The sequence below is a fragment of the Nocardia sp. NPDC052254 genome (assembly GCF_040679495.1).
Classification (GTDB): domain Bacteria; phylum Actinomycetota; class Actinomycetes; order Mycobacteriales; family Mycobacteriaceae; genus Nocardia.
The window spans coordinates 149,449-172,975 of sequence record NZ_JBFAUW010000002.1 but is presented as its reverse complement, the minus strand read 5'-3'; the positions used below and the strand labels follow the sequence as shown (position 1 = coordinate 172,975).

The 23,527-nt window shown below is 67.9% G+C and carries 16 protein-coding genes; 5 read left to right on the top strand and 11 right to left on the bottom strand.

The window, feature by feature from the left end; translation table 11 throughout:
* Position 1: 1 nt before the first annotated feature.
* From AB0L57_RS05735 to AB0L57_RS05710, 6 genes are all read right to left on the bottom strand, one after another.
* Positions 2 to 2,698: a fumarate reductase/succinate dehydrogenase flavoprotein subunit gene (locus tag AB0L57_RS05735; protein ID WP_364957766.1), complete on the bottom strand. Its 2,697-nt coding sequence runs from the start codon at positions 2,696 to 2,698 to the stop codon at positions 2 to 4.
* A gap of 66 nt (positions 2,699 to 2,764) precedes the next feature.
* Positions 2,765 to 3,520, bottom strand: coding sequence for an ABC transporter ATP-binding protein (locus AB0L57_RS05730; RefSeq protein WP_364957763.1), 756 nt, complete (start codon positions 3,518 to 3,520; stop codon positions 2,765 to 2,767).
* Positions 3,517 to 4,293, bottom strand: a complete 777-nt coding sequence (locus AB0L57_RS05725) for an ABC transporter permease (RefSeq protein ID WP_364959256.1) — start codon at positions 4,291 to 4,293, stop codon at positions 3,517 to 3,519. Before AB0L57_RS05725 ends, AB0L57_RS05730 begins: the two co-directional genes overlap by 4 nt.
* Before the next feature lie 86 nt (positions 4,294 to 4,379).
* The gene (locus tag AB0L57_RS05720) at positions 4,380 to 5,807 is read right to left on the bottom strand and encodes an ABC transporter substrate-binding protein (protein ID WP_364957760.1); all 1,428 of its coding nucleotides are present in this window, start codon (positions 5,805 to 5,807) and stop codon (positions 4,380 to 4,382) included.
* 66 nt (positions 5,808 to 5,873) lie between these two features.
* A complete protein-coding gene (locus AB0L57_RS05715) occupies positions 5,874 to 6,101 on the bottom strand; it encodes a ferredoxin family protein (RefSeq protein WP_030516520.1) in 228 nt (75 codons plus the stop codon).
* Complete coding sequence (locus AB0L57_RS05710) at positions 6,076 to 6,945, bottom strand: GntR family transcriptional regulator (RefSeq protein WP_364957756.1); 870 nt, start codon at positions 6,943 to 6,945, stop codon at positions 6,076 to 6,078. Before AB0L57_RS05710 ends, AB0L57_RS05715 begins: the two co-directional genes overlap by 26 nt.
* Positions 6,946 to 7,442: 497 nt before the next feature.
* On the opposite strand from AB0L57_RS05710, the gene AB0L57_RS05705 reads away from it, so the two are divergent.
* Entirely contained in the window at positions 7,443 to 8,714 is a 1,272-nt protein-coding gene (locus AB0L57_RS05705) for an ROK family protein (protein WP_364957753.1), read from the top strand.
* A gap of 178 nt (positions 8,715 to 8,892) precedes the next feature.
* On the opposite strand, the gene AB0L57_RS05700 is transcribed toward AB0L57_RS05705, so the two are convergent.
* Positions 8,893 to 10,512: a DUF2207 domain-containing protein gene (locus AB0L57_RS05700; RefSeq protein ID WP_364957750.1), complete on the bottom strand. Its 1,620-nt coding sequence runs from the start codon at positions 10,510 to 10,512 to the stop codon at positions 8,893 to 8,895.
* A 345-nt stretch (positions 10,513 to 10,857) separates the two neighbouring features.
* Here AB0L57_RS05700 and AB0L57_RS05695 point away from each other — a divergent pair, with 345 nt between their 5' ends.
* Complete coding sequence (locus tag AB0L57_RS05695) at positions 10,858 to 11,787, top strand: neutral zinc metallopeptidase (RefSeq protein WP_364957747.1); 930 nt, start codon at positions 10,858 to 10,860, stop codon at positions 11,785 to 11,787.
* Between the two features lie 822 nt (positions 11,788 to 12,609).
* The gene (locus AB0L57_RS05690) at positions 12,610 to 13,005 is read left to right on the top strand and encodes a neutral zinc metallopeptidase (RefSeq protein WP_364957744.1); all 396 of its coding nucleotides are present in this window, start codon (positions 12,610 to 12,612) and stop codon (positions 13,003 to 13,005) included.
* Positions 13,006 to 13,013: 8 nt separating this feature from the next.
* Here the strand turns inward: AB0L57_RS05690 and AB0L57_RS05685 are convergent, their stop codons facing one another.
* From AB0L57_RS05685 to AB0L57_RS05670, 4 genes are all read right to left on the bottom strand, one after another.
* Positions 13,014 to 13,694 (bottom strand): TetR/AcrR family transcriptional regulator, encoded by a 681-nt coding sequence (locus tag AB0L57_RS05685; protein ID WP_364957741.1) that lies wholly within the window; start codon positions 13,692 to 13,694, stop codon positions 13,014 to 13,016.
* Positions 13,694 to 15,946 carry an MMPL family transporter gene (locus tag AB0L57_RS05680; protein ID WP_364957739.1) on the bottom strand — a complete coding sequence of 751 codons (2,253 nt, stop codon included), beginning with the start codon at positions 15,944 to 15,946 and terminating at the stop codon, positions 13,694 to 13,696. The genes AB0L57_RS05685 and AB0L57_RS05680 overlap by 1 nt, the downstream gene beginning before the upstream one ends.
* Before the next feature lie 91 nt (positions 15,947 to 16,037).
* Positions 16,038 to 17,345, bottom strand: coding sequence for an ammonium transporter (locus AB0L57_RS05675; protein WP_364957736.1), 1,308 nt, complete (start codon positions 17,343 to 17,345; stop codon positions 16,038 to 16,040).
* A gap of 93 nt (positions 17,346 to 17,438) precedes the next feature.
* Entirely contained in the window at positions 17,439 to 18,284 is an 846-nt protein-coding gene (locus tag AB0L57_RS05670; protein WP_364957733.1) for a hypothetical protein, read from the bottom strand.
* A 462-nt stretch (positions 18,285 to 18,746) separates the two neighbouring features.
* On the opposite strand from AB0L57_RS05670, the gene AB0L57_RS05665 reads away from it, so the two are divergent.
* Together AB0L57_RS05665 and AB0L57_RS05660 are read left to right on the top strand one after the other, a co-directional pair.
* Positions 18,747 to 21,953, top strand: a complete 3,207-nt coding sequence (locus AB0L57_RS05665) for a DNA polymerase III subunit gamma and tau (RefSeq protein ID WP_364957730.1) — start codon at positions 18,747 to 18,749, stop codon at positions 21,951 to 21,953.
* Positions 21,954 to 22,285: 332 nt separating this feature from the next.
* Complete coding sequence (locus tag AB0L57_RS05660; RefSeq protein ID WP_364957728.1) at positions 22,286 to 23,497, top strand: acetyl-CoA C-acetyltransferase; 1,212 nt, start codon at positions 22,286 to 22,288, stop codon at positions 23,495 to 23,497.
* Positions 23,498 to 23,527: the final 30 nt, after the last annotated feature.

Here is a 23,527-nt window from a genome sequence, read left to right as displayed (position 1 = left end):
CTCAGACTGTTTCCAGCGTGCGGCGGGCATAGGCGCGGACGTCGGCGTCCGTGTCGTCCAGTACTACCCGCAGGACTTCGCGGACCTCGGTGTCGCCGGGCCAATTGCCGAGGGTGAGGACTGCGGCCTTGCGTACATCCGGATGTGGATCGGCCAGGACCGGCGCCAGGGCTTCGGCGGCGGCCGCCGGGCCCAGACCGGTCCAGCCACGAGCACCGCCCTCGCGCACCTGCCAGGCCGAATCCCGCAGAGCCGCAGTGAGAATCGCGGAATCGGAATCGTCGCCGAGGGTGGCGAAGGCCGCGAGTGCGGCGGCCCGGACCAGCGGATCCCGATCGGCGGCCAGACTCCGGACCGTTTCCGCGCCCCCGGCGCCCACCTCGGCCAGACCGCGCGCGACCGCGACTCGGACCTCCCGGTTCTCGTCGAATGCGACGGCGGTCAGCGTGGACCAATCGTTCACCGAGACCAGGGCGCGCACGCCCTCGATGCGGACCCGGTGGTCGCTGTCGACCGCGGCCTTGCCGAACAGGTCCGTGGACCCCCGGCGCTGCGCCCGCAGCAGATCCACCACCGCGGCCCGGACCAGCGCATCGGGGGATTCGGCGTGGTCGACCAGATCGTCAGCCGGGGGCAGGATCTCGATCAATTCCCGCAGACCCGACACCGCCGCGGCCCGGACAGCGGCCTCGGAGTCGCCCAGCGCGTCGATCAGCGCCGCGGCGAATCCCTCCGGGGTGCCCTCGGTGAGGACCGACAGCGCCGTTGCGCGCACCTGGGGGTCCGCATCGTCGAGATAGGCCCGGAGTTCGGCGACTGTCGGCGCATCCAGGCTCAGCAGCAGCGCGATGCGCGGCGCCGCGGCGTTCGCGGCGGGTGCGGGAACGGTGATGCCGGAGCGCGGTGAGCCGGTGGTCGTGTCGCCGGTGCGCGGCGGGCCGGCGATCAGCTCCGGCTGTGTCACCGCGACCGGCTCCACCTCCGAAGGTACGTCCTCCCATTCGGGAACCGGAACGAAATACGGCGCTACCGGGCGTTTCAGGAATTCCATCGCACCGTCGGCGCCCTTGCGCAGGTTGAGATGGAAACGCCAGTCCTGGTCGTCGCGCTCGGGCAGATCGGCACGATCGTGATACAGACCCCAGCGCGATTCGGTGCGGGTCAGCGAGGACCGCGCCGCCATCTCGGCGCAGTCCCGGATGAAATCGACTTCGGCGCATCGCATCAGCTCGTGCGGTGTGGCCGCCCCCATCTCCGAGATCTCCGTCCGCATCCGTTCGAAGGTCTCCACCGCCAGCGACAGCTTCGTCTGCGTCTTCGGCGGTGCCACATAGTCGTTGACGAAGCGGCGGAGTTTGTATTCCACCTGCTGTTGCGGAGGTCCGTCCGGATGCCGCAGGGGCCGGTAGATCAGCGCGTGCGCGGCGGCCAGCTGATCGGACGGAAGATCCTGTGGCGCGGCGACTTCCGCGAGAGTGGAGGACGCGTGCTCACCGGCCAGATCGCCGTATACGAACGCGCCGATCATGTAGTTGTGCGGTACGCAGGCCAGGTCCCCGGCCGCGTACAGTCCGGGAACAGTGGTGCGGGCATGTTCGTCCACCCAGACACCGGATGCGGAATGCCCGCTGCACAAACCGATTTCGGAGATGTGCATCTCGATGTCGTGGGTGCGGTAGTCGTGGCCGCGATTGGCGTGGAAACGTTCCCGGGTCGGTCGCTCGGTGGTGTGCAGAATGCCCTCCAGCGCGGAGAGCGTTTCCTCCGGCAGATGGGACACCCGCAGATAGATGGGTCCGCGGGCGGATTCGATCTCCCGCGACACCTCGGCCATCATCTGCCCGGACCAGTAATCGGAGTCCACGAATCGCTCACCGGCCGCATTGACCTGATAGCCGCCGAAGGGATTGGCGACATAGGCGCAGGCCGGGCCGTTGTAATCCTTGATCAGCGGATTGATCTGGAAGCACTCGATCCCGGACAGTTCGGCACCCGCGTGGTACGCCATCGCATACCCGTCACCGGCATTGGTCGGATTCTCGTAGGTGCCGTACAGATATCCCGACGCGGGCAGCCCCAGCCGCCCGCACGGACCGGTCGCCAGGATCACCGACTTGGCACCGACGGCCACGAATTCCCCGGTACGCGTGTTCAGCGCGGCCGCACCCACCGCCCGCCCGTTGTCGGTGAGCACCCGCACCGGCATGAGCCGATTCTCGATCCGGATCCGCTCACGCATCTTGCGTTGCCGCAGTACGCGATACAACGCCTTCTTGACGTCCTTGCCCTCGGGCATCGGCAGCACATAGGAACCCGAGCGGTGCACGCGCCGGACCGCGTATTCGCCGTAGGCGTCCTTCTCGAACTTCACGCCGTAGCGTTCCAGCCGCTGCACCATGGCGAAGCCGCGCGTCGCGGTCTGATACACCGTGCGCTGGTTGACGATTCCGTCATTGGCCCGGGTGATCTCGGCGACGTAGTCCTCCGGCTCGGCCTTACCCGGAATCACCGCGTTGTTCACCCCGTCCATCCCCATGGCCAGGGCGCCGGAGTGCCGGACGTGCGCCTTCTCCAGCAGCAGTACGTTCGCGCCGTTCTCCGCGGCGGTGAGTGCCGCCATCGTTCCGGCGGTACCGCCGCCGATGACCAGCACATCGCAGTCCAGCCGGACGGTATCGGACAGCTCGGGGATATTCATCAGCACACTCCACAGACGAGTAGTCGGGGCCGACCGCGCACTCGACGGTGGCGACTCGTACGGCCCTCAGACAGCGGCGGGTTCGTTCGAATGATTCAGGGCGGCAAGTATTTCGGCTCGCTGCGTGCTGCGGTCGACGTCCTTGACGCGCGGTTGCGGCACCCGCACCAGCGTGCGCAGTGCCCGGTCGGTACCGCCGAGCACCGCCACCCGATCCCCGAGTGTCAGCGCCTCGTCCACATCGTGGGTGACGAACACGACCGTCGTGGGATGGGTCTGCCAGGTCTGGATCAGCAAGCGCTGCATCGTGATCCGAGTCGGGGTGTCGAGCGCGCCGAACGGCTCGTCCATCAGTACCGCCCGCGGCGCCCCGGCCAGTCCGCGCGCGAGCTGCACCCGCTGGCGCATACCGCCGGACAGACTCTTGGGCAGGTAGCCGCCGAAGCCGGTGAGACCGACCTCGGTGATCCAGCGCTCGGCCTGAGCTCGTCGACTGTGCCGGGGTTCACCCCGTAGTTTCAGCGCCAGTTCGATATTGGATCGCACGCTGCGCCAGGGCAGCAGCGCGTTGTCCTGGAAGACCATCGCCCGATCACGGGACGGTCCGGTGATCTCGGCCCCGTCGGCGAGTGCTCGCCCCGCCCGGGGCGCCAGCAGACCGGCCAGCGTCCGCAGCACCGTCGACTTGCCGCACCCGGACGGTCCGGTGAGCACGAGGATCTCGCCGGCGTGGATGTCGAGTGTCAGATCATCGAGTACGGGCGCTCCGCCGTACCGCAGCTCGACCGCGTCGAGCCGGAGATCCATGGCGGTGCCGGTCATTTCGTCGCCTCCTGCGCGCGCGGCAGCCAGCGAGTGGCGCGCCGCCCCAGCAATTCGATGGCCGCCGAGGTGGCGAAGCCCAGCACACCGATGGTGATGATCCCGACGAAGACGCTCGGATAGTCGACGATGGTGTAGGCCTGCCACGTTCGATAGCCGACACCGAGCCGCCCGGAGATCATCTCCGCCGAGACCACGCAGATCCAGGCCACGCCGATGCCGACGGACAGTCCACTGAAGACACCGGGCAGACTGCCCGGCAGCACCACTCGCACCAGGACGTCCCAGCGGCTTCCGCCCAGCGTGCGCACCGATTCCTCCCAGATGGTCGGCAGTGCGCGCACCGCGTGCCGGGTGCTGACCATGATCGGGAAGTAGGCGGCCAGAAAGGTGATGAAGACGATGCCGGCCTCGTCGGTGGGGAACAGCAGGATCGCGACCGGAACGATCGCGATCGCCGGAATGGGCCGGGCGAGCTCGGTCAGCGGCCCGAAGATGTCGGCGAACCACCGGGAGCGGCCCAGCGCGACACCGGTCGCGACGCCGAGCACCGCGGCCAGCCCGAATCCGCTGAGGATGCGGATCAGGGATTGACCGAGGTCGAGCCAATAGGTGTCGGTCTGTACCTGCAGGCGCAGCGTGTGCAGGATCCGGGTGACGGTCGGCAGAGTGTCGAAGCGCACCCACAATCGAATGTGATTGGCGGTCAGCAACTGCCACGCCACCAGCGCGGCGAGCACCGAGGCCACCCGCACCAGGCGGGAACCCCAGATCCGGGCGACGGCGCCGCGGTCGGCGGTGGTCGCGGGGGCCGCGTCCGCCGGTGCGACCGCGGCCTCGATCGAGAGGGTGGTGGCGCTCACGACCGCACCTCACCCAGGGCCTGGTCGTAGGTCACCGCGACCGTGCCGGGATGAGCACTCTGGTACCGCTGCACCGCGCTCGGAGTGATGAAGGGCAGATAGGTGTCGCCTTCGCGCACCCACAGCGCCTTGTCCGCGAACCAGCGGGTGCCCAGTTCCGCATCCGGCACGTACGCCGCGCGGATCTTCCTGCCCCCGGCGCGCGCCGCCTTCACCGCCCGCAGCAGATCGGTCGGGCTCGTCGCGGGCTGCGCGGCAGGCTGCCCGTCGAACCAGATCTCACCGGCCAGCGCCGGATCGGCGGCGGCCTTGCCGGTGCTCGGATCGGTTCCGGTGATCGGCGCCGGGTTGGCGAAATTCGCCACTGCCGCATCGTAATTCGCGCCGCGCTCGCCGAATGCCTTGCGTAGTGGCATATCGTCGACGAACGTGTCGATATCGAAGTCGGCGAAGTCCCCGATCGACTTCAGATAGGGCACATCGCCCTTGAACGCCTGGATCAGTTGCGACTTCAGCGGTGTGTCGAACGAGGTTCCCCCGGGTCCGTTGTAGAGGTAGACGACCTCCGCCGGCAGTCCCGAGTTGTCAGCGACCAGCTGCGCGGCCTCGAGCGGTTTGTCGTGCAGGAAGTCGGTGGCGTCCAGTTGCGCCTGCAGGAATGCATCGAGCACCTCGGGATGTTGGGCGGAGTAGGCGCGGCGGGCGACCACGCCGTGGAAGGTCGGCACGTTCAGTTCGGCGCCGTCGTAGAGCAGTTTCGCCTTGTTCTGGAAAACCAGCAGGCCCGGCCAGGCCACGAATTGCGACAGTGCCTGCACCTGACCGGATTCCAGCGCGGACGCGCCGATCTGCGGTTGCTGATTGAGAACGTCCACCCCGTGCGCGGGGTCGAGGTGCGCGCGGCTCAGGGCTTGGCGCAGCGTGCCGTCGCCGGCGGATCCGACGCTGGCCGACACCTTCTTCCCGGCCAGATCCGACAGCGTCGTCGCGGTCGAATTCGGCGCGGTGACCACCATGTTCAGTGATCCACGCGGCTGGTAGCCGGTGATCGAGACCAGTTCGGTGGCCGATCGCTCACTGGCGGAGGTACGGGATCCGTTGATCAGCAACGGATAGTCGCCCATCGAGCCGATATCGATCTTCTCTGCCACCATCTGCGCCGTGATCGGTGCACCGGTGTCGTAGTCCTGCCATTCGACCTGATACTTCGGGCCGCCCTTCGCGGTCAGATCGGACAGCCGCTGCTCCAGAAACCCCTTGGCGCGCAGCAGAGTTCCGGCGGTGACGGTGTTGATGGTCTTGGACTGGTAACCGATGACGACCTTCACGGTGTCGCCGGAGCCGGTCTGTTCGAGCGAGCAGCCGGCGGCGAGAGTTGCGATGAGAGCGGCTGCGGCCGCGATGCGGGCACGACGGAACTTCATGGACATTCCTAGAAATAGGGCTGAGACGATCTGTGGTGGCTCGCGGCCACTGACACCGTTGCGCGATCAGCGCAACAGGTACGGCATGTTCACGGTGACGGCGCCGGTGGGACAGCGCGCCGCGCACGGGCCGCAGTACCAGCACTCGTCGACGTGCATGAATGCCTTGCCGTTGTCCGGGTTGATCGCCAGCGAATCCAGTGGGCAGATCTCCACGCACAGCGTGCATCCTTCGATGCACAGCGATTCATCGATGGTTACCGGGACATCAGCCCGCTGATTGACCGACGCCATGACGGCTCAGCCTCCAATCGTTGCCTTCGGTGGTGCGAATCAAGCTGTTGCGCAGTGTGATCCGATCGCCACGCATGCGGATGTATTCCAGATCCACCGGCCGTCCGTCGGCCAGATGGGTCAGTCGTTCCAGCAGCAGCAGTGCGCTGCCCTCCGGCGTCTGCAGAGTGGCGGCACTGTGCACATCGGCGGGGATGGCCTCCACCGCGAGATCGGCCGAGCCCAGCGATTGCCCGCTGATCCGTTCGATGAGCGCGAAGATGTCCTCCGATCGCAGATCACAGTCCAGGACCTGGGCACCGATATCCGGTGCCAGATAGGTGTGGTCCAGGCTCAGCGGCAGGTCGCCGAGGTAGCGCAGGCGCTCCAGATAGACCGCGGACTCCCCGGGTTCGAGGCCGAGTCGATTCGCGACCGCCGGTGGCGGGACCAGCCGCACCGCGGCGCGCACCTCGTTGCGGACCTCGCCGTGTCCACGCAGTGTTTCCTTCAGTCCGCGCAGGCTGTCCAGATCGTGATCGTATTTGCGTTGCGCCACATAGGTCCCCACCCGCGGCACCCGGCCGATCAGGCCCTCGTCGCGCAGCAGTGCCAGCGCCTCGCGAACCGCATTGCGCGATACCGCGAACTCCGCGGCCAGTTCGGTCTCGGCCGGGAGTGGATCGGGGCACCGCCCGCTGTGGATCTGCTGGCGCAGCACATCGGCGACCTGTCGGGCGCGATCGGCCTTGCGGATCGACCGGGCGCCGTCCGGGTGTTCGCCGCCGGAGCCGGGATGCGCGCTGCCGGAGGTCGGATGCGGTCCCTCGGCGCGCTGTCGCAGCGGTACCGGATCTGCCGTCATCTCTACCTCCTCACGCTCGTGACCAGCGGTTTCCGAGAATAATGGGGAGGCAGGAGACAACGGCCCGACTGCGCCGGTGGGAAGGGTGATCGATATCGCTTCACGCCGCCCGGGGAGCGGCCGGACCTGCCGTAACGGCGGTGTCGGCGGCCAATCCGCCACCTGTCGTCCCACCGGCGCAGATTGGAATCAGGGTGAGTGCAATGGCAAGCAGGACATTCCCTGGCGGATATCGGAATCGAGATGTTACCGTTTGATACATGTCCAACAGCCGCTCGAATCGCGCACGGGTCACCTATGTGACCGTGGCGCTCGGTGTGCGGCTGCCGCGGCAGCGGGAACTTTGTTGTTCCCGGCCGCGCAGCTGAGACCGCTCCAGTCGTCTGTCTCTCGACCCTTCCCGGGCCCTTCTCACTGCCTTGTTGCCGATGTAAGACCTATCCTCGCGGGCAGTAGCAGACTTGTCCCCGCAGGACCGTGGACAAGGACTCCGCCCCATGACGAGCCCCACTCTCGAACGCCGTTCCTCCAGTACTCGGCCGGTACGCAGTGTGCCGCGGCCGGTGGTACCACCCGAGTTGCGGATCACCGACAATCCGGCCGCCGCCGTACTGCGCGCCGCCACTCGTGGCCCCATCTTCCGCGACAATGCCGCGCAGACAACGGGTTTGAGCATCGCCACAGTGAATCGCCAAGTGTCAGCGCTACTTTCGTCCGGCTTACTGCGAGAGCGCGCCGACCTCACGGCATCCGGCGCGGTGGGCCGTCCGCGAGTGCCGTTCGAGATCGATACCGATCGCTTCGCCACCCTCGGTGTCCACATCGGTGCGAATCTGACCCGCATCGTGGCCGCCGATCTCTCCGGCCGCATTCTGGGCGGCCTCGAGATCGCCACCCCGCAGGCCGCCCAGGAAGCGGCCATCACCATCATCGCCCGCAGCGCGAAGGCGTTCCTCGATCGGCTCCCGCGCCGCCGCCCGCTGTGGGTCGGTGTCGCCTTGGCCGGCCGGGTCGATCCCGTGGCCGGCGTCGTGGATCATCCCCGGCTGGATTGGCAGTCGGCGCCGGTGGGCCCGATCTTCGCCACCGTGCTCGACCTGCCGGTGTCGGTGGCCGCCCATGTGGAGGCCATGGCCGCCGCGGAGCTGCTGCTCAGCACGGGTGCGCCGGAGCGTACGGGGGACCGGCCGGGCAGCAGCCTCTACATCTACGGCCGTGAGACGGTCGGCGTCGCGGTCACCCTGCACGACCGGGTGTACACCCCGGCCAACGGTCCGGGTTCGATCGCGCATCTGCCGACCGGATCCGATATCGATTGCTCGTGCGGCCGGCGTGGTTGCTTGGAGGCCTCCGTCGGTGAGGCCGCGGTGCTGGCCCGGGCCGTGCGGGCCGGGATCGTGCCCAAGCGGGAGGCGCCGCGCAAGCCGATGATCGCGGAGCTGTACCGCGCCGCCGAACAGGGGTCGGTGCCGGCCCGGGACATTCTCGTCGAGCGCGCCGAAATCCTGGGCCGCACAGCGGCTCTCGTGCGCGACATGTTCAATCCGGACCGGATCGTGCTGGGCGGCCAGGCCTTCACCGGCTACCGTCCGGGGCTCGAACGGGTGGTGCAGGCCTTCGGTCAGGCCACCGCCCTGGCGCCCGCGGACCTGCGGATCAGCCGCTTCGGCGGGCGGGTGCAGGAACATGCCGCAGCGGTCACCTCACTGAGTGTCTGCTACGCCGATCCGCTGTCGGCGCTGCGCCGGGCCACCCGCGCCGCGCGGTAGTCCGGTTCCGGGCCGAGTGGCGGCCCGCAAAGGCGTCACGTAACACGAAAGCTGTTGTGGCGCTTGATCACGGCACGACGCGGCCGTGGTCCGGGCCGATCGCGCCTCCGCGGACGGGCGGCGGGATACGAGAACGGTCGTCGCGCATCGCGACCACCGGCGTATCCCGCCGATGCGGTCAGCCGGCCGCCGTCCCGAACAGGCCCTCCAGCGCGGTGATGAAATACGGGAAATGCCCGGCGAATCGGTGCAGATTGCGATCGCGTTCGAAGCCGCCGAACCAGTACAGCCCCGCCTGCCGGTCGGCCGAGAGATCCACATCGCGGAAGGTGCGGATCCAGTTGTCGGTCCGGCCGCCGATGATCGTGAACGGCAGTGCTCGGGAGAACACCAATTCGCGATCGGCGGGCGCGATCTGATCGGGATGCTGTGTGTCCAGCCCGTTCTGCAGTTCCTTCACCTGGGCGGCGAGTGCCCGGCCCGCCGCTGTGCGAATCGGCAGATAGCGGCCGAGTAGCAGCATGGCCGCGCCGCCGAGCCCGATGGCCACACCGACCAGGGCGTATCCGCCCGACACCGCGAGCCCGATGGTCGCGCCCACACCGATCACCAGCAGGGCGACGCCGATCCAGAAGGCCAGCCCGCGCCGATTGTGGTCGACCAGGGTGCCACGCTCGATGGCATCGCTACGCAGTGCGGCCCGCGCCGGATCCGCGGCGACCCGGCCCGGTGCGCGCAGTTCGGAGACGAGTACCGATTCGGCGCCCTCGGGCAACAGCGTCGTGTAGACGTGCTTCTCGTAGTCGCGCAATTGATCGTCGGCCGGATTGACCCGGGTGATCCGCCAGTCCGATTCGCTCACCGGCGTGACCCACAGATACCGGCGGACCGCCAGATCCACGACCGTGGCCGCGATGTCCACGGCATCGGCGGTGCCGTCGATGAGCACACCCGCCTCACCCGGCAGCATGCCGTCCGGTGAGACGAATTCGGTGTTCTTCCCGTTGCGCCGCAGCGGATCCAGTGTTTTCGAGGTGGCCAGTGCGTCGGCGTCCTGCCGGCGCGCCCAGGCCAGGTAGCCGCCGAAGGCCGCCAGTGCCAGCAGCAGTACGCCGAATGCGATCAGCACCGGAGCGGTGACCGCGAACGCGCCCGAACCCTTGCCGTCGCGGACATCGGCATTGGGCTTCACGGTTCCCGGCGGCAGCTGCAGCGTGACATCGAGAATATCGCCCTTGTGCAGGTTGTCCTCGTGCATGACGAGCACTCCGTCGGGTTCGACCCGAGCGTCCTTGCACTTGCGAGCATTGCCGGCCGCGCCGACATTGCAGTCCGCGATGCCCATCTGATAGCTCGGGCTGATCACCGATCCGTCGAACGAGGAGACGTCGGTATTGAGCGCTCCCGACCAGCGGAACAACTGTGAACCCGGAGCATCGCTGACCGCGCCGTGCACGGTGTATTTGAACGATGATTCGCCCGGCGGCGCCTCCACGCTGAACAAGTCCCCCGACACCTTGGCCGATCCCGGACCCGTGCTCGATATATCGGTCACGCTGAAGCGACGCTCCCCGTCGTCGCCGAGCCCCACCCGCAGCGGCACCACCATCCGGAACTGCCCACCCTCGGGAACTTTGACCGTTTCCGCGACCTCCAGCAGCCCTTCGTCGCTCAATTTGACGTCCGCGGTGATGGCAACACCAGCGGGTTCCTGTGCTCGTGCGAGCGGTGCTGTGGCGAACAGCCCCGTCGCGATCAACAACAGAGCGCCGAGCGCGCCCCCCCGAAAGTTCAGCATGGGGCCCAAGCTTAGCGGTGGGAGCGATTACCGCATCTTGCTATTCTGCCTCAGCGGCCTCGATGATGTGGATGGACAAGGGGGAGTGGGGGAGTGAGTCGACCACCCTATGGGCGCGGTCCCGATCAGCCTGGTGGACGGCCTGTTCCAGGCTACGGTCCACCCCCCGGTCACCCCGGCCGACCTGCCGGTCCGCCACCCGGTTACGCACCACCGCCGGGTTACGGTCCACCTCCTGGATACCCGCCGCCGCCGGGTTACGGTCCACCGCCGGGATACGGTGCGCCGCCCGGATATCGGCCCGCCCCCGGATACGGAGCACCGCCCCCCGGCCACCGGTCACCGATGCCGCCACCCCAGCCCTACGGTCCCGCCGGTCGGCGTCCCCCGCCACGAAAGCGCGGCGGTGGCGGATTCGCCGCGCTGATCGTGGTGGTGCTGTTGTTCGTGACCTCCGGACTGATTCGCGTCGCGGTCCGCTCCGGATTCGACACCGCCGGCCATTCCGGTGATCACGCGAGCTACACCTACGCGCCCAAACCCGGACCGGAATCCGGCGGTGTGGCCGAGACCTCGGCGAATCCGCTACTGGCGGACCCGGGTTCGCCGTTGAGCCCGGCGCAGTGTCCCTACGCTCCCTGGAGTACCCAGGTCGATGCCGCGCGCAAGTTCTTCGAAAGCGCCGCGAGCTGTCTGGCCGAGGCGTGGCAGCCGGTGCTGCGGCAGGCCAAGCTCCCGTTCACCGCGCCGAAGCTGCTCGTCACCGCGTCGACCTCGGGGATCACCACGCCCTGCAGCGGTTCCTCGAGCAACTTCGCGGCCTTCTACTGCGGTGCCGATCAGACCATCTACATGCCGATCAGCCAGCTGCAGACCGATATGTTCGGCGATCACTGGGAGGTCTACCTCTCGGTATTCGCGCACGAGTACGGCCACCACATCCAGGCGCTGTCGGGAATCCTCGGTGCGGCCAATCAGCAACGCCGCCAGAACGGCCTGTACAGCACCGCCGGGCTCGAGTCCTCTCGACGAGTCGAATTGCAGGCCAACTGTTTCGACGGCATGTATTTCGCCTCGACCGCCGGTGGGAAATCGGTGACACCGATCCAGGCGGAGAACGCCCGCAAGGACGCCTACGGCCGCGGTGACTCCGGCGCGGACATGCGCGATCACGGCACCACCGAGCACGCCGGTGACTGGTGGAGTACCGGATTCGACAAGAACGCGACCGCGCAGTGCAACACCTTCACCGCGCCGTCGGGACAGGTGAGTTGATTCGATGACACAGCCGCCAGGGTTTCCGCCGCCGGGGCGAGGCCCGTACGGCCCGCCGCCGGGCCACCGTCCGCCACCCGGTTACGGTCCACCCCCCGGTTACGGTCCACCGCCGGGCTACGGTCCGCGTCCGCCCTACGGTGCGCCGTTGCCGCCGCCGGGTGTGTATCCGATGGGGCCGCACGGGGTTCGGCCGCTGCCGCCGCCCGGCTACTATCCGCCCCCGCGTCGTGGCGGTGGCGGCGGGGCCGCCGGTGCGGTATTCGCGGTACTGCTGGTTTTCGTGGTCGTCGGCGGCCTGGTCGCCTTCGCCACCATGGGCGGGCACGACAATTCCTCCTCGTCGTATGCGACCTCCACGCCGAGTTTCACCTATACGACGCCGAGTTGGTCCTCGACCACCGAATCCGGTTCGGAGACCACTTCGTCCGCGCCGACCACGACTCGTTCGGCCTACCGGACCACGACGGCGGTGACGACGACGAAACCCGCGGGCCCGCAACCGGTCGCGGCCACCGCGACGAATCCATTGTTCAGCGACCAGAACTCCGGACTGGTCAATGTCTCCTGCGATTATCCGCAGTGGGGTGCCGACGTCGCGGCCGCGACGGCCTTCTTCCAGGCCGCCAAATCCTGTCTGGACCGGATGTGGCAGCCGTTGCTGGCCTCGCAGAATCTGCCGTTCTCCAGCCCGACGGTGAGTGTTCCGGCCAGCGGCGCGGATGCCGTATCGCCGTGCACCAGTAGCGGCGGCAGTTACGCCGCCTTCTACTGTTCGACCAACAACACGATCTACATGCCACTCGATCACATCCAGACGAGATGTACGGCGATCGCTGGTATGTCTATCTCGCCGTTTTCGCGCACGAGTACGGCCACCATGTCCAGGCGATCTCGGGCATCTCGCAGAAGTCGAGCCGGGACCGATACAACGCGGGTGTCAGTTCGGCCACCGGACTGGAACTTTCGCGCCGGCTCGAGCTCGAGGCCCAGTGCTTCGGCGGAATGTTCTTCGGCTCGTCGCTGTTCGTCGGCACGATCACCAACGATCAGGGTTACTTCGTGAAGCAGGACAACTACGACCGCGGCGACGACCATTCCGATGTCCGCGACCACGGAGCGAATCAGCACTACGGCGCGTGGTACGCCCAGGGCGAGGAGCACAACCGCACCTGGATGTGCAACACCTGGAACTCACCGTCGGATGCCGTGTCCTGAGCGAGTGGTTACTGCTGCTCCCGCAGTCGCGCCACCCAGCGGGCGCCCTCGTCGGGATCCGGTGTGGCACCGCCGATGACATCGAGCACCGCGCGTCCGAGGCAGGCCGCCGCCATCACCCGATCGGCGATCTCCTCGGGATCTCCCCAGGGCAGATAGGGTTTGGCGATCATCAGCGATACGACCCCGTGCACGGTCGACCAGAGTTCGAGCACCACCGGCATCGGATCGCCGGGCGCGATCAGCCCGGCATCCATCGAGTCCCGGACGGTGTGCGAAAACCGCTGGAAGGCACCACTTCCGAGCACCTGATCGACCGTACTCGGGCCCGAGCCGACGGCACCGGTCGCGACCCGGTACTGCCCGGGATGGCGCAGCGCGAATCGCACGTAGGCCATCCCCTGCTCCCGCATCCGGGTGAGGGGTGAGTCCGCGGGATTCGTCGCGGCCGCCATCGCCTCGTCGAGTTCGGTGAAGACCTCGGCGACCGCGGCATCGATGAGATCGTGTTTGTCGGCGAAGTGCCGGTAGATCGACGGCGCGGTGACTCCCACCAGCTTGCCGACCTCACGGATCGAGACCGAATCGGCGTTCCCGGTGCGCGCCAGCAACTCGCGCGTCGCGGCCAGGATCTCCGATCGCAATTCGGTACCGGAGCCGCGCGCGGAGCGCTGCCGTCGCGGGTGCATCAGTTCCGCCCGATGGGTTCCGGTTCGGCGACGACCGGTGCCGGTGGCTGTTCGGAGAATCCGAACCGCTCGTGCCAGCGTGCCAGCGGGGCCGGTGCCCACCAATTCAGCCGACCCATCAGCCGCATCAGCGCGGGCACCAGGAACATGCGGATGACGGTGGCGTCGGCGAGCACGGTGATGGTCAGCCCCAGCCCGAACATCTGCATGAAGGACACCTTCGAGGTGATCATGGCACCCAGCACGATGGCCATGAGCAAGGCGGCCGCGGTGACGATCCGCCCGGTCCGGGCCACCCCGATGGCCACCGAATGTTCATTGGCCGCCGCCGACCGGTCCGAGGCCAGCCAGGCTTCCCGGATGCGCGAGAGCAGGAACACCTCGTAGTCCATGGACATGCCGAATGCGAGGCAGAACATCAGAATCGGCATGGTGGGTACCAGGAAACCGGTGGGCGCGAAACCGAGGAGGTCCGCGAAATGCCCGTCCTGGTAGATCCACACCATCATGCCGAACATGGCGGTCAGCGACAGCGAGTTGATCACCACGGCCTTCAGCGGCAGGACGACACTGCCGGTGAACAGGAACAACACCACGAAGGTCGCCAGCACGATCAAGGCGATGGCCAGCGGTAGTTTCGCGCCGAGTGCGTGCAGCGAGTCGACATTCATCGCCGCCACGCCACCGAACAGTGCGGGCACCGGAGCGGGGACGTCCCGCAATTGCTGCAATTGATCCTTGGCCGTCTGTGAAAAGGGATCGAACGATGTTGTCACGGTGAGGTATTGGCCGGTGTCATTGGCCATCGCGGGTGCCGCGCCGCCCGCGGAAGCGCCCGTCATGTAGGTACCGGCACTGGACAGCACCGCGCCCACACCGTCGACCTTCGACAGGGCCGCGGCGTAGCCGGCGACCGTCGCGGGATCGCGCGGGGCGTCCGGCAGCACGATCGTGACCGCGGTTCCGAAATTCACGACCGGGTACTGCGAGCGCAGCTCGTCTCCCACCTGCCGGCTGGTCGACGCGCTCGGCAGTACGCGGTCGTCGGGGTAGCCGAATTTCACGCCGAGGAACGGCGCACCCACTGCGAGCAGAACCGCGATGATCGCGATCGATACCGGTAGCGCCCGCCGCATCACCCACGTCACCGTGCGGTACCAGGCGGTTTCCTCCTCCGGGCGCGGTACGGGTTCCGGCCGCCGCAGGAGTTTTCGCGCCGCCACCCGCAGATTCCACGCATCGATGCGGTCACCGAGCAACACCAGTACGGCGGGCAAAATCACGATGGAGGCAAAGGCGGCGGTCGCCACCACCGCTACTCCGGCATAGGCGAACGACTTCAGGAAGTAGAGGTCGAAGACGGTGAGCACGGCCAGCGCCAAGGCGACGGTGAGCGCCGAGAACAACACCGTCCGCCCGGCGGTCTGCACCGCTCGCACCGCGGCGTCCGGATGGGTCGCGCCGGCGGCCAGTTCCTCGCGATATCTACTGACGATGAACAGGCTGTAGTCGATCGCCAGCGCCAATCCCAGCGCGGTCGTCATATTCAGCGCGTAGATGGAGACATCGGTGAACAGCGTGAAACCGCGAAGGAGCGCCAGTGTGCACAGGATCGCGAAGATGCCGACCGCCAACGGCAGCGAAGCGGCGACGACACTGCCGAACACCAGGATCAGCACGATCGCCGTCAGCGGTATGGCGATTCCCTCGGCCAGCGCGAGATCCTTGGTGACCTGGTCGTTGACATCGTGAAAGATCGCGGCGGCCCCACCGGCTCGCACCGTGATGCCCGGCGGCGTATCGCCCAGCGTGGCCTCGATATCGCCGGCGGTCCGCTGTGCCTTGTCGTCGCCTCCGGTCAGATACGCCATGATCAGCGCGCTCTTACCATCGGTGCCGCGCAGGGCGCCGGCCATCTGCGGCGGGCTCGTCCAGTAGGAACGCACCCCGATGGTGTCCGGACGTGCGCCGAGCCGGTCGGTCACCTCGGCGGCCACGGCGCGTGCCGCCTTCGAATTCACCCCCTCCTCGGAGTGCACCACCAGCACCAGATTGGGTTCGGCGCCGCCGAAACTGTCGGCCACGATTTTCGACGCCCGGGTGGATTCCGCACTGTCGGAGGTGAATCCACCGGCGTGCAGATGCGCGGTGACGGTGGCGCCGAACCCAGCGCAGAGCAATGCCAGAGCCAGTGCGGCGAGCAGCGCCCGTTTCGGATGGCGGGTGGTGAGCCGTGCGATTCGGGTCAGCATGAACGCTCCTCGGTGCGGCCGGCCTTGGGGGTAACGGTGTTAGCGTAACGCTGTTACCCAAGCTCGGCGCAAGAGCGCCCGCGGATCCGGCTCAGTGATCCACGTCACCGGAGGGGCGGTTCCCGCTGTGCGGATGATGACCGAAGATCCCGCGCGGCGCGTGCCCGTGCACGCCCTCGACGTAGGCGGTCTCCGCATGCAGTGCGAAGTCGATACCGCCGACCTCGTCCTCCTTGCTGACCCGGAAGCCCATCAACCGATCGATCGCCTTGCCGAGCAGATACGACACCCCGAAGGCCCACGCCGCGACCACGACCACGCCGACCGCCTGCTTACCGAGCTGACCGAGCCCGCCGCCGTACAGCAGGCCGCGCGGACCGCCGGTCATCACCCGATTGGCGAGCAGTCCGATCAGCAGGGTGCCGACCACACCGCCGGTGAAGTGCACACCCACCACATCGAGCGAATCGTCGTAGCCGGCCTTGAATTTCCAGCCGACCGCGAACGAACAGACCACCCCGGCCGCCAGGCCCACGATCACCGCACCCAGCGAGTTCACCGAACCGCAGGACGGCGTGATCGCGACCAGTCCGGCCACCGCGCCCGAGGCGGCACCGAAGGTGGTCGGACGCCCGTCGCGCATCTGCTCCACGATCAACCAGCCGAGCATGCCCAGACAGCCCGCGACCAGCGTGTTCAGGAAGACCGCGGCCGCGATACCGTCGGCGTGGAATGCCGACCCGGCATTGAAGCCGAACCAGCCGAACCACAGCAGGCCCGCGCCCAGCAACACGAACGGCAGGTTGTGCGGCCGCATCGCGTCGACCTTGAATCCGATGCGCGGCCCCAGGACCAGAGCCAGGGCAAGAGCCGATGCGCCGGAAGCGATTTCGACGACGAGCCCACCGGCGAAATCGAGGGTGCCGAAGGAGGCCAGCCAGCCGTTCGGCCCCCAGACCCAATGTGCGATCGGTGCGAAAACCACGAGCGCCCAGAGCGGAACGAACACCATCCACGCCGAGAATTTCGCGCGATCGGCGATCGCACCGCTGATGAGTGCGACGGTGAGGATCGCGAAGGCCAGCTCGAAGGTCGCGTACAGCAGCTCCGGGATACCGCTGCGCACGGTTCCGGGCTCGATGCCGGCCATCGCGAAGTGTTCGAGATTACCGATCAGCCCGCCGCCGGCGTCGTCACCGAAGGCCAGGGTGTAGCCGAACAACAGCCATACCACCGTCACCAGCGGGATCGAGATGAAGCTCATCATCAGCATGTTCAGCACGCCCGTCGTGCGCACCATGCCGCCGTAGAAGATTGCCAGGCCGGGGGTCATGAGGAGGACCAGCGCGGTGCTGGCCAACAGCCACGCCGTTGCGGCGGGGTCGATGGTCGAGGGCACGGACAACTCCTTTTCCACACGCGATCGCGTGGCAAGAAAAGTACCGAACCGTCGGGAACCGCCCGGAGACCGCGTCTGATACTTCCGTCCGGATCAATTCCCGCCGCGTTTGCGGGCCTGCCGTGCCAGTGCGCGCCGGCCGCGCGCGCCCGGAACCGGAAGTTCGTCCTCGACGTCCAGCCACTCCGCTGTCACCAGCCATTGCTGCTGGGCGCGCGCGTCGGCGGTGTCGTTGAACACCCGGCGGCCGCGATCGTCGCGGAGATCGTGGGCCAGCACCGACCAGCGTGGCGGCCGTTCGTGTTCGGCGCGGTAGCCGTCGGTGAAGCCGGCCACCAGCGTGCCGAGGATGTTCACCGGCCGCAGCGACACCCGGTTACCGAATTTCGCCGCGTGGTACCGGCGCCCGGCGCACAGGGAACGCGGTGCGGGGTTGAAGGCGATCCAGCCCGATCGCTGCGCCCGCTCGACCAGCCACAGATGCTTGACCGCGGTGGGAGCGACATCTCCGACACGGGTGCGGATGAGCTCCCGAACGGATTCGGACTGCAGGACATCGCGGCGGGTGGGACCGATTTCGTGTGTGCGCCAATATTCTTCGGTGAGTTCGGCGAGTACCTGACCGAATTCGTCGATGCTGCGTTGAGCCCGTCGCCCCAGCCGTTCGATGCGCGCGGCCTCGGCGCGGGTGCCGTTCTGGGTGATCAGGGTTTCAATGGCGGGCAGGGTCGGTACCTGGCCGCGATCCAGTAATTCGAGAATGGCGCCCGCGGTGGCCGGATCGGCCGCGGCGGCGACCGGCAGCGAATCCCGGTTGCGAGCGAAATCGCGCGGACTGATGGCGCGGCTGAGCAGGTCGGCGGCAGCTCGGTTGCCCGCAAAGTCGGTCTGCGAGAGCCAGGCGGCGGCGATGTCGTCACCCGACGGCATTGTCGTCATGACTTGCGAATTACCTCCGAAACGGGTGGCACGGCGAAGCCTGTCCCAGTGAGCTTGCCGGTTGTGGCCCCGGTCGGGATGAGGGACCGACCGGGAACACCAACCTGATGAAGGTTTGGCTACCGAAGTTGCCGAAATCAACGGTAGTCAGCCCATTGCGCCGGAAGCCAATCCATTGACGCAATCGTTACTTCCATAAAAAAGCGCGTAAACCGGGGAATGGGTCCGGAATTATTCGCGGAAGAGAAGTCCGGGGACGAAATTTGTGGGCTGCATCGGCGGAATCGAATTGCACAGCAGGAACACTCGGCGTCTTGGTCTGTTGTGTGCGCGATGATCGATTGACCGGGATGGTTGTGATATGTATCACGGTTTATTTTCCAGATCATCATATCCTGAGCGCGGGCCGGGTACGGGGTGCGCGAATGGTTTCGTGTCGGCGGTCGCCGGTACCCTCGGGCCGTGGCTCTGTACCGGAAGTATCGACCGGCAACCTTCGCCGAGGTAGTGGGGCAGGAGCACGTCACCGATCCGCTGAGCACCGCGCTCGACACCGGCCGGATCAGTCATGCCTATCTGTTCTCCGGCCCGCGAGGTTGTGGCAAGACGTCCTCCGCGCGCATCCTGGCGCGCTCGCTCAACTGTGTCGAGGGGCCGACCTCGCGACCGTGTGGGGTGTGCTCGTCCTGTGTGGCGCTGGCGCCCGGCGGGTCCGGGAATCTCGACGTGATCGAACTCGACGCCGCCAGTCACGGTGGCGTGGACGATACGCGCGAGCTGCGTGATCGCGCCTTCTACGCCCCCGCGGAATCGCGCTATCGGGTGTTCATCGTCGACGAGGCGCACATGGTCACGACGGCCGGTTTCAATGCGCTGCTCAAGATCGTCGAGGAACCGCCGGCCCATCTGATCTTCATCTTCGCGACCACGGAGCCGGAGAAGGTGCTGCCGACGATTCGCTCGCGCACCCACCACTATCCGTTCCGGCTGCTGCCCCCCGCCACCATGCGCGGGCTGCTCGGCACGATCTGCGATCAGGAGCAGGTCCAGGTCGAGGAATCGGTATATCCGCTGGTGATCAGGGCCGGTGGCGGTTCGCCTCGCGACAGTCTCAGCGTGCTCGACCAGTTGCTGGCCGGTGCCGGTCCTGAGGGTGTCACCTACCCGCGGGCCCTGGCCCTGCTGGGTGTCACCGATATCGCCCTGATCGACGAGGCGATCGAGGCGCTGGCCACCGACGACGGTGCCGCCCTGTTCGCGACCGTCGACCGGGTGGTCGAGGCCGGGCACGATCCGCGACGCTTCGCCACCGATCTGCTCGAGCGCATCCGCGACCTCATCCTGCTGCGCGCGGTTCCCGATGCCGTTCAACGCAATCTGGTCACCGGTCCGGGCGATGTCATCGACCGCATGTCCGCCCAGGCGCACAGCATCGGCCCCGCCACGCTGGCCCGCTACGCCGAACTCCTGCACGACGGCCTGGGCGATATGCGTGGCGCGACCGCTCCACGTCTGCTGCTCGAGGTCATCTGCGCGCGCATGCTGTTGCCCTCGGTGTCGGAGGCGGAATCGGCTGCGCTGCAACGACTCGAACGGCTGGAACGACGGGTGGAGTCGGGAGTGCCGGCCGCACCGGCACCGTCCGGGGCGCCCGCATCCGCCTCCGCTGCGACCGCCGCGCCGCCTGTGCCGTCCGGGACACCGGCAGAGGAACCACGCCGCCGCGGTGCCGAAGCGCTCGCCGCGATGCGGGAGAAGAAGAGCGCCCCGCATCCGGCGCAACGCGCGCAATCTCCGACCGGCCCGCAAGAATCTTCGTCACCTGCCCGGACCGTGCCGGAAGCCCCGGCGAACCGGGCGGACGATCCGACGTCGGGTTCCGCCCCCGGGCCGGCGGGCGTGGGACGGGGCGCCGCTCCTGGATCGGCCGATGTCGGATCCGGCGGGACCGTGTCGTCCGCAGTTTCCGGGCCGAGTGCTGTTGTCGCACAGCAACATTCGGCGTCCGGTGATGATTCGTCGCCCGAAACCGCAGCGGGATCACCGGCCGCCCGAGCCGGGAATGAGAGCTCGGATCAGGGTGATATCGCCGGACGCACGGAGGTCCGGACCGATACGGCCCGCTCGCCCGGTCCCGGCGCAGATGCCGGCGAGTCCGCGACCGCGGATTCCATGGCAGGCCCGAGCGGTGCCGCCGAAACCGCTGCCACGTCCGGTGCGGGCGGCGACGGAAGGCCCGAGGAGGCCGGGGCGACCACATCCGATGCCCGCCCGGACGCCACCGGCTCGGGGGCCCCGCAGGAGAACCTACGCGCCGAGCCCGAGGTCCGATCGGACACGGCCGGCCATGCCGCAGCCGCCCCGGAACACTCGCTCGCGGATGCGGGGCAGATCGACGCCGACCGGGAAGCGCGGATTTCCGGGGCGGTTTCCGGCGACAGTGCGAACCCGGTCCCGACGCGCGCTGCCGACCTCGGCTCGTCCGGCGCGACCGCTGCCGGGGGTTCGGAAGAGGGCTTGCACGTGGAATCGGCCGCCCGCCCCGAGGAGCTGGACGGTGGAACACCGGCGTCCACCGCCGGTGTGGCCGACTCACCCGGGCCTCATGACGGTGCGAACCCCGACTCTGACGGTCGTTCCGGTGCGGCGGACCAGGCCGTTCCGGACGCTGCCGAGAGCGCACCCGCCGTTCACGGTGCGAGCGATACCGCGACATCGGCGCCGGGAGTAGTGGACCACGACCCCGCGGGCACCGAGCAGCGGGTGGCGGCTGCCGGCCTGTCGCCGGACCCGTCGTCGGCCTCGGCGCAGGAAGTCGCCGGTACCGATGCGCGGGCCGCTGGCACCGAAGCGCGAGCGCTCGAACCCGAGCAGGCCGCACCATCCGCGGCGGGTTCGGGTGCCGATGTGCTGCGGGAGGTCGACGCGGCATGGGCCGACATCCGCGCGAAGGCACGGGAATCGAGTGCCGCCCTGCCCGCGCTGCTCTCGGGTGCCGCGGGAGCCGTGCGGGTCGAGGACGACACGATCGTGTTCGCCCATCCGCATGCTCCGCTGGCCCAGCGCCTGTCCACCCCGCAGAACATCGATGCCGTGCGGGCCGCGGTCCACGCCGTCATCGGCCGGCAGTACGGCGTGCGGTGGGAAGTCGGCTCAGGTGGGTCCGCCGATACCGGTGGTGCGGCGGATCGGTCCGCGCGCGGCGGTGCCGAACAATCGGCGGCTCGCGGTGTGCGCGGAGACAACTCCGGGCAGTCGCAGCCGCCGCGATTCGTCCGGCCCAGTCAGAGCCAGCCGCAGTCGGCGGGTGGCGATGCGCGTGGCGGTCAGGCCGATGCCAAGGGCGCCGCGGGCGACCGTCGCGATGGTCCGGGACAGGGGCAGCGACGAGAGTTCCACTCGCCGCGCGGTGGTGCCACGGCCGATCGAACCGCCCCCGACGACGATATTCCGCCGCCCGACGCACCCGACTTTCCGGACGACCCCGGTTCGTCGGACTACTCGCCGGTAGGTTACGACGGTGTCCCACCTGCGTTGACGCCGGAAGAAGAGCAGGAGATGCTCGCCGAATCGGCTCAGCCGGTTCCGCCAGACCAACGCCGCGACCCCGATGAGGTGGCCTTGGAGTTGCTCAGCAGTGAGTTGGGCGCCACACGAATGGGTGGTTGACAGCCACCTGGCGGAGTACGTTAAGTTAACCGGAGTTCGCATCCCGCTGTACTATGAACGGGTGGTCGGCAGCATCGGTCCTACGAGGTTCTATGGTATGCCCAGGCAGATGGGCGCCACGGAGCGTGCGTAGGTCGATGCGTGTCGGCGTTTGTACAGCGTTATGCGCTCGGCGGGCCGAAGGAGGGAACCGCGGTGACCTCCTCCGATCGCCGGTGTGGTGTGCCGCTGTGTCAGGGCGCCGATGGCGTCGTGGCACGGGTGGTCCGCCGGGATCGAACACGGTCGGTCGGATGGCCGGTCGGCACCTTTAAGGAAGGAAACACTCCGATATGACCACAGAGGCCTACATTTTCGAGGCCATCCGCACTCCGCGTGGCCGCAACAAGAAGGGCTCGCTGCACTCGGTCAAGCCGATCGATCTGACGACCGGTCTGGTCCAGGAGCTGCGCAACCGCTTCCCGAACCTCGACGAGGATCGCATTTCCGACATCATCCTCGGCGTCGTTTCGCCGCTGGGTGACCAGGGTGCCGACATCGCCCGCACCACGGTGCTCACCGCGGGCCTGCCCGACACCGTCGGTGGCGTGCAGATCAACCGCTTCTGCGCCTCCGGCCTCGAGGCCGTCAACATGGCCGCGCAGAAGGTCCGCTCCGGCTTCGAGGACCTCGTCATCGCCGGTGGCGTCGAGTCCATGTCGCGCGTGCCGATGGGTTCCGACGGTGGTGCGCTGTTCGCCGACCCGGCCACCAGCTTCGACCTCTACATCGCCCCCCAGGGCATCGGCGCCGACCTGATCGCCACCATCGAGGGCTTCTCCCGCGACGATGTCGACGCCTTCGCCGTCCGCTCGCAGGAACTCGCCGCCGCTGCCTGGTCCGGCGGTTACTTCGCCAAGTCCGTGGTCCCGGTCAAGGACATCAACGGCCTGACCGTGCTCGACCAGGATGAGCACATGCGCCCCGGCACCACCGCCGCGGATCTGGCCAAGCTGAAGCCGTCCTTCGCCGGTATCGGTGAGATGGGTGGCTTCGACGCCGTCGCGCTGCAGAAGTTCCACTACGTCGAGCAGATCGACCACGTGCACCACGGCGGCAACAGCTCGGGCATCGTCGACGGCGCCGCGCTGGTGCTGGTCGGTACGAAAGAAGCGGGGGAGGCCTCCGGTCTGACCCCGCGCGCCCGCATCGTCGCCACCGCCACCAGCGGCGCCGACGCCACCATCATGCTCACCGGCCCGACCCCGGCCGCGCACAAGGCGCTGGCCAAGGCCGGTCTGTCGGTCGACGACATCGACCTGTTCGAGATCAACGAGGCCTTCGCCTCGGTCGCGCTGAAGTTCCAGAAGGATCTGAAGATCCCGGACGAGAAGCTGAACGTCAACGGCGGTGCCATCGCGATGGGCCACCCGCTGGGTGCCACCGGCGCCATGATCACCGGCACCATGGTCGACGAGCTGGAGCGCCGCAACGCCCGCTACGCCCTGGTGACCCTGTGCATCGGCGGCGGCATGGGTGTGGCCACCATCATCGAGCGCGTCTGACGCCCAACCGACCAATTCTCCAGGAGAACG

What these genes read in the sequence shown, in the direction of transcription:
- AB0L57_RS05695 (WP_364957747.1), top strand. Translation starts at nt 10,858, where the DNA reads ATGCCGCCACCCCAGCCCTACGGTCCCGCCGGTCGGCGTCCCCCGCCA.
- AB0L57_RS05685 (WP_364957741.1), bottom strand. Translation starts at nt 13,694, where the DNA reads ATGCACCCGCGACGGCAGCGCTCCGCGCGCGGCTCCGGTACCGAATTG.
- AB0L57_RS05730 (WP_364957763.1), bottom strand. Translation starts at nt 3,520, where the DNA reads ATGACCGGCACCGCCATGGATCTCCGGCTCGACGCGGTCGAGCTGCGG.
- AB0L57_RS05735 (WP_364957766.1), bottom strand. Translation starts at nt 2,698, where the DNA reads ATGAATATCCCCGAGCTGTCCGATACCGTCCGGCTGGACTGCGATGTG.
- AB0L57_RS05670 (WP_364957733.1), bottom strand. Translation starts at nt 18,284, where the DNA reads ATGACGACAATGCCGTCGGGTGACGACATCGCCGCCGCCTGGCTCTCG.
- AB0L57_RS05715 (WP_030516520.1), bottom strand. Translation starts at nt 6,101, where the DNA reads ATGGCGTCGGTCAATCAGCGGGCTGATGTCCCGGTAACCATCGATGAA.
- AB0L57_RS05660 (WP_364957728.1), top strand. Translation starts at nt 22,286, where the DNA reads ATGACCACAGAGGCCTACATTTTCGAGGCCATCCGCACTCCGCGTGGC.
- AB0L57_RS05720 (WP_364957760.1), bottom strand. Translation starts at nt 5,807, where the DNA reads ATGAAGTTCCGTCGTGCCCGCATCGCGGCCGCAGCCGCTCTCATCGCA.
- AB0L57_RS05700 (WP_364957750.1), bottom strand. Translation starts at nt 10,512, where the DNA reads ATGCTGAACTTTCGGGGGGGCGCGCTCGGCGCTCTGTTGTTGATCGCG.
- AB0L57_RS05690 (WP_364957744.1), top strand. Translation starts at nt 12,610, where the DNA reads ATGTACGGCGATCGCTGGTATGTCTATCTCGCCGTTTTCGCGCACGAG.
- AB0L57_RS05710 (WP_364957756.1), bottom strand. Translation starts at nt 6,945, where the DNA reads ATGACGGCAGATCCGGTACCGCTGCGACAGCGCGCCGAGGGACCGCAT.
- AB0L57_RS05680 (WP_364957739.1), bottom strand. Translation starts at nt 15,946, where the DNA reads ATGCTGACCCGAATCGCACGGCTCACCACCCGCCATCCGAAACGGGCG.
- AB0L57_RS05705 (WP_364957753.1), top strand. Translation starts at nt 7,443, where the DNA reads ATGACGAGCCCCACTCTCGAACGCCGTTCCTCCAGTACTCGGCCGGTA.